4 protein-coding genes are annotated in these 5,383 nt (G+C 32.3%); all 4 read left to right on the top strand.

Annotated features, from left to right (window positions below):
* A partial coding sequence (locus tag RR539_RS10165; protein ID WP_332500396.1) for a PD-(D/E)XK nuclease family protein occupies nt 1–470 on the top strand: 470 nt, incomplete at its 5' end.
* A gap of 14 nt (nt 471–484) precedes the next feature.
* A complete protein-coding gene (locus RR539_RS10170; protein WP_332472866.1) occupies nt 485–1,156 on the top strand; it encodes an isochorismatase family cysteine hydrolase in 672 nt (223 codons plus the stop codon).
* A gap of 12 nt (nt 1,157–1,168) precedes the next feature.
* Nucleotides 1,169–2,302 carry an exonuclease SbcCD subunit D gene (locus RR539_RS10175; protein ID WP_332472865.1) on the top strand — a complete coding sequence of 378 codons (1,134 nt, stop codon included), beginning with the start codon at nt 1,169–1,171 and terminating at the stop codon, nt 2,300–2,302.
* The coding region (locus RR539_RS10180) for an AAA family ATPase (RefSeq protein WP_332500397.1) at nt 2,299–5,383 on the top strand (3,085 nt) is incomplete at its 3' end. The genes RR539_RS10175 and RR539_RS10180, both read left to right, overlap by 4 nt.

The raw sequence follows: 5,383 nt of genomic DNA on the forward strand, positions 1-5,383 counted from the left end.
AGATTCCTCTTAAAAAGGATATTACTAAGGGAGAGCTAGAAGAGGTTCTAAAGGATCTTGTAGATAGGGAATTTATAACTAAGGAGGAGTCTGAGGTTATTAATATATTATCTATTTTAAGATTTCTAAGAAGCCAGTTAGGGCAGAGGATGCTAAATTCAAATAATATTATGAGAGAAGCACCATTCCATGTAAAAATCCCAGTTAGTGATATATATAGTGAACATAGTAATGTTAATGAAACAATAGATATTCAAGGTATAATAGACTGCTTTTTTGAAGAAGAGGATGGGCTTGTAGTAGTTGACTATAAAACAGATTATGTAACTGAAGATAATATTTCAAGTATTAAGGAAAAGTATAAGGTTCAAATAGACCTATATGCTAGGGCACTTGAAATGCAAACAGGAAAAAGGGTTAAGGAAAAATATTTATATCTACTTTCTAAAGGAATAGAAGTTAGATGTTAATGCAGGAGGGTACAATGATTAGAGTAAGCAGGGAAGAAATGATTAACACTGCAAGTGTTGCAGTTGGAGAGATTTATGACAACATAATATCAAAGGAGTCACTTAAATTAAGTGATATAGATTACACATCTACTGCACTTATAATAGTTGATATGATTAACGGATTTATCCGTGAGGGAATGCTAATGAGCAGTAGAGTTGAGGATATAGTATCACCTATTGTTAAAATTCAAGAAGCGTTTGTTAAGAATAAGGGAGAGATTATAGCCTTTGTTGATACACATAATGAGGAGGCTATGGAATTTAAAAGCTATCCACCTCACTGCATTAAGGGAAGTAGTGAAAGTGAAATAATAACTGAGATTAAGAAGGTTTCAGGATATAGACTAATTGAGAAAAACTCTACTAATGGATTCCTAGAGGAGGAGTTTATAAAGTTTGTTAATAACAATCCATCAATTAATAATTTTATTGTTGTTGGATGTTGTACAGATATCTGCGTTATGCAGCTATGTCTAGGTCTTAAAACATACTTTAACAACAGGAATATGGATAAAAATATAACTGTACCTGTTAACTGTACGGAAACATTTGATTTATTTAGTCATAAGGGAGACTTTGTAGACTTAATGGGAATTCAGTTAATGGAATGGGCAGGAATTAATATAGTTAAATCTATTGATTAGGAGTTGATTAGTATGAAGTTTGTACATCTTGGGGACCTTCATATAGGGAAGATTATCCACGAGTTTTCAATGCTACAGGATCAACAGCATGCATTAAATAGCATATTAGACTTACTTAAAGAGGAAGAAGTTGACGGACTTATTATAGCAGGGGACCTGTATGATAGGTCCGTTCCTCCATCAGATGCTGTTGAGGTTTTAAGTGAATTTTTAACAAGTGTACTTGAAATGGGAATTAATATATATGCTATTTCAGGGAACCATGACAGTAGCGAAAGATTAAGCTTTTTAAGTTCAGTTCTTGAAAAGCAGGGGCTGCACATAGAGGGGACATTTAATGGTGAGGTTAAAATGACTACGTTAGAGAAGAATGGAGAAAAGGTTAATATATACCTACTTCCATACCTTGACCCAGCACTTGTTAGGAAGTTATATAGAGATTCAACTATTAAAACACATGAGGATGCATTAAGGGCAGTTGTATCTACTATTAATATTAAGTCACCTAGTATATTAGTTGCACATGCCTTTGTTGGAGGAAGTAGTACTGTACTTAGTGACTCAGAAAGACCGCTAAGTATAGGTAATGCTGAAATTGTATCACCTGAAATATTTAAGGATTTTGATTATGTAGCACTAGGACATTTACATAGAAGTCAAAGAGTATTAAGTGACAATATTAGATATAGTGGATCACTTCTTAAATACTCAACATCTGAGGCTAACAACAACAAAGATATAACAGTTGTAAGAATTAGTGATTCAGATGTAGTAATAGATATGAAGAAAATTAATATATTAAGGGACCTTAGAGTTAAGAGGGGATATATTAATGACTTAATAAGTCCTGAGAATTATAAAGGTGAGAACCTAGAGGATTATGTATTTTTTGAGCTACTTGACGAAGGGGATATTATTGATCCTATAGGAACATTAAGAGGAGTATACAAAAACGTATTAGGACTTAAACGAGTAGGGAAAAATCAGGATGAGAATATTAAAGGTGCAGTGATTAATTATAAGGAAAAAAGTATAAATGAGCTATTTGATGATTTTTATTTAAGTATTAATGGGGAGTATTCTGAGGATAGGATAGAAATACTTCAAAAATACATTAACGAAACCGTAGAGGAGGTAATAAGATGAAGCCTCTAAAACTAAAACTTAATGCATTTGGCCCATATAAGGGAGAGGAAGAAATCGACTTTACTAAACTAGATAGTATTTATTTAGTAACAGGTCCAACAGGTGCAGGAAAAACCAGTATATTTGATGCAATATGTTTTGCACTATATGGAAAGACCTCAGGAAAAAGTCGTGAGCAAAAGGATCTTAAAAGTGACTTTGCAGACCTTGATAAGGTAACCTATGTTGATTTAGAGTTTTCTATTAATAGTGATATATATAGAGTTATAAGGGAGCCACAGCAGGTTATGAAGGGAAGAAAAACCCTTAGAGGTCATAGTGTAGAACTTCATATGCCAGGGGATAAGATTATAACACGTAAGCAGGATGTTGAGGATAAGATAGAAGAGATGCTAGGACTTAATGTGGAGCAGTTTAGACAGATAGTTATGCTTCCACAGGGAGAGTTTAGAAAGCTTATAGAGTCTTCAACAGAGGACAAAGAAACAATATTTAGAAAAATATTCTCATCTAGAATATATAAGGACTTTCAAGATAGGCTTAAGGACAAGTCCTTTACTGTTAAGAAAATAATAGAAAAAAGTATAGAGTCTAGGGGAGCTTTAATTGGCAAGATAAACCCAGGAGATAACGAGAAGCTTTCAGAGCTTATTAATAGTGAAAATTATAATATTATTGAGATAATAGATGAGTGTGATGCTTTACTAAGTAAGGATAAAAGTGAACTTAAAAAGGTAGAGAAGAGCTTATCTACTACTGAAAAAGAAATCGAAAAAGTTAATACAGATATTCAATTAGCTACTGAGAAAAATACTAAAATTCAAAGCTATAATGACTTAAGGGAAAGGCTTGTTACTTTAAAGAGTGAAGATGAGAATATAACCTCTATAGAAAAGGTAATTGATGCAGGGGTTAAGGCAAGTAATATTAGTGTTTATGAGAAGGAGTATATAAAGGCGAAAACCCTTCTAGCACTAAAGGAAAAGGAGCTACTTAAGGCTGAAAGTGATTTTGAAATTTCAACTAGGGAAGTAGAAGAAGCGAGGAATATGCTTTTAACTATTACAGGTCTTAATGAGCAGGTTAAGGATGAGTCTAAATCCCTTCATAAAGCAGAGGGAAAGCTTCAGGAATATAGTAGATATGAAGAGTATAAGGTAAAGTATGCTCAAAGCAAAAAGGAACTAGAAAGTGTTGAGAAGAAGCTGCAGCAAGAGGAAGAATCTATTAAATCACTTAATAAATCAATAGATGATATTAATAATGTAATTGATAAAAATAGTGATATAGAGGGTAAAATCTTAACAAAAGAACAAAGTCTTAAGATTCTAGAGGATACAATAGTAGAAGTTAGGGATCTATACACTAAGGCTAATAGATTTAAGGAAGATATACATAGTCATATAAGCCTTTCAAGGGATTACGAAAGAGAGTATAAGATATATACAGCGCTTAAGAAGAATAAGGAAGATGAGGAGGAAATATTTAAAAGGCAGCAGGCAGGAATACTTGCACTAGGCCTAAGAGAGGGTGAGATGTGCCCAGTATGTGGGTCAACTAATCACCCGTATATAGCAAGTCTTAGTGAGGGTTCACTTAAGGAAGATGATATTAAGAAGCTTTTGAAGAAGGTAGAAGATAAGAAGAGTGAAATAGATAGTGTTATGGCAAAGATTGTAGCACTTAATGCTAGTATAGAAAAAAGTGAAGAGGATATTATTATTCCTTTAACTAAAAAGTATCTTTCAGATTATGATTATGAAAGAAGCAATATTGAGGATATATTAATAAGTCTTAAGTCTAAGGGGGTAGCCCTTAAGACTAATATTGAAGAAATTAAGGCAGAAATAGAAAATCTTAAACTTCTTAAGGAAGAGATATTTAATAAAAAGACCCTTAAAAAGAACATTGAAAAGGATATAGAAGAAAAAGTAGCATCACTTAAAATCCTTGAGGGAAGTAGGCTCAATTTATTTGGTGAAGTAGAAGCTGCGTTAAGTGTAACAAGTCAGTTTGAAGCATCATATAAAGATGAAATGATTACCCGTGAATATATTGAAAATACTATTTTAGATATTAATAGCAAAATAGAAGTATTAAATAATAGAATCAACTTAATAAACGAAAAAGATAAGACTGCTAGTATGAATTTATCTTCAAGTAAGAAAAATCTAGAGAATAAGCGTATAGAACTTAATGATGCTAAGATTGCTTTAGGTTCTAGGGAAGAAGAATTTATAAGTAAGATTAACCTATACTTTGAAAGTGAAGAAGATTATAGAAATAGCCTAATCGAAGAGGATAAAATTAGTAAGTTAAAAGATAGGGTTAAGTTATATAGGGAAGAAGTTATAGGTGTAAATGCTAAAATAGAAGAACTTGAGAAGGTACTTAATGACTATGAATTAGTTAATATAGCAATACTTGAAGAGTGTAAGAATAATCTTACTGCTAAGAAGGATACTATTAACTCTATTATAAAAACTCTATATTCAAGGGTTGAATCTAACAGTAGCATATTAAAAACTATTAAGAAGATTACAAGTGAAATGTATGAGGTTGAGAAGGAATATAGCATAATATCCGAGCTTTCTAGTATTGCTAATGGAAACAATTCTAAACGTATTACATTTGAAAGATATGTACTGTTATATCATTTTAATGAAATACTAGAAGCTGCTAATATTAGGTTTAAGATTATGACAAACGATAGATATTACCTTAAGCATAAAACATCAATTGGTGATAGAAGAACAAGTCAGGGACTTGATTTTGATGTATATGATAATTATACAGGTAAGATTCGTAGCATAGGAAGTTTATCTGGTGGAGAAAGCTTTAAGGCTTCACTTGCACTTGCACTTGGGTTATCAGATGTTATTCAATCCCATGCAGGTGGTGTTAGAATTGACACTATGTTTATAGATGAAGGTTTTGGAACACTTGATAGTGAGTCACTAGAAAAAGCAATAGAAACATTACTTGAACTTGGGGAAAATGGTAGGATTGTAGGTATTATATCCCACGTTAATGAACTTAAGGAGAGAATACCATCTAAAATAGAAGTTACTAGGGACACAC

The sequence above is a fragment of the Clostridium sp. genome (genome assembly GCF_036639235.1).
Classification (GTDB): domain Bacteria; phylum Bacillota; class Clostridia; order Clostridiales; family Caloramatoraceae; genus Clostridium_AB.